Origin of the sequence: Shewanella sp. TB7-MNA-CIBAN-0143 (genome assembly GCF_040310065.1) — a bacterium.
Lineage (GTDB): Bacteria > Pseudomonadota > Gammaproteobacteria > Enterobacterales > Shewanellaceae > Shewanella.
Map to the genome: position 1 here is coordinate 1 of NZ_JBEOPL010000127.1, position 252 is coordinate 252.

1 pseudogene is annotated in these 252 nt (G+C 43.3%); it reads right to left on the reverse strand.

The features are described from left to right. Positions 1 to 252: pseudogene (locus tag AAEY97_RS21390) on the reverse strand (membrane-bound lytic murein transglycosylase MltF); the annotation flags it as partial.

Here is a 252-nt window from a genome sequence, read left to right on the forward strand (position 1 = left end):
GTGCTCAACTCTGTAATTGGTTCTGGCTCAGGCTCTGCAGCAATAGCATCATTTTCATCTAGCCAAACAAGTGCATCGTAATAGCGACGAATATTATCGACATATTTAACAGCTACATCGCCTCGGGCATAACCGTAGCGAGTTTTACGGTAATAGCGCTTTTTAATTAATAGCGGTAGGCGTTTTTTTACATCAGCCCATTTGTCAGGACTTGCACCTTGCTGTTCGGTAATTATACGTGCGTCGTTAACG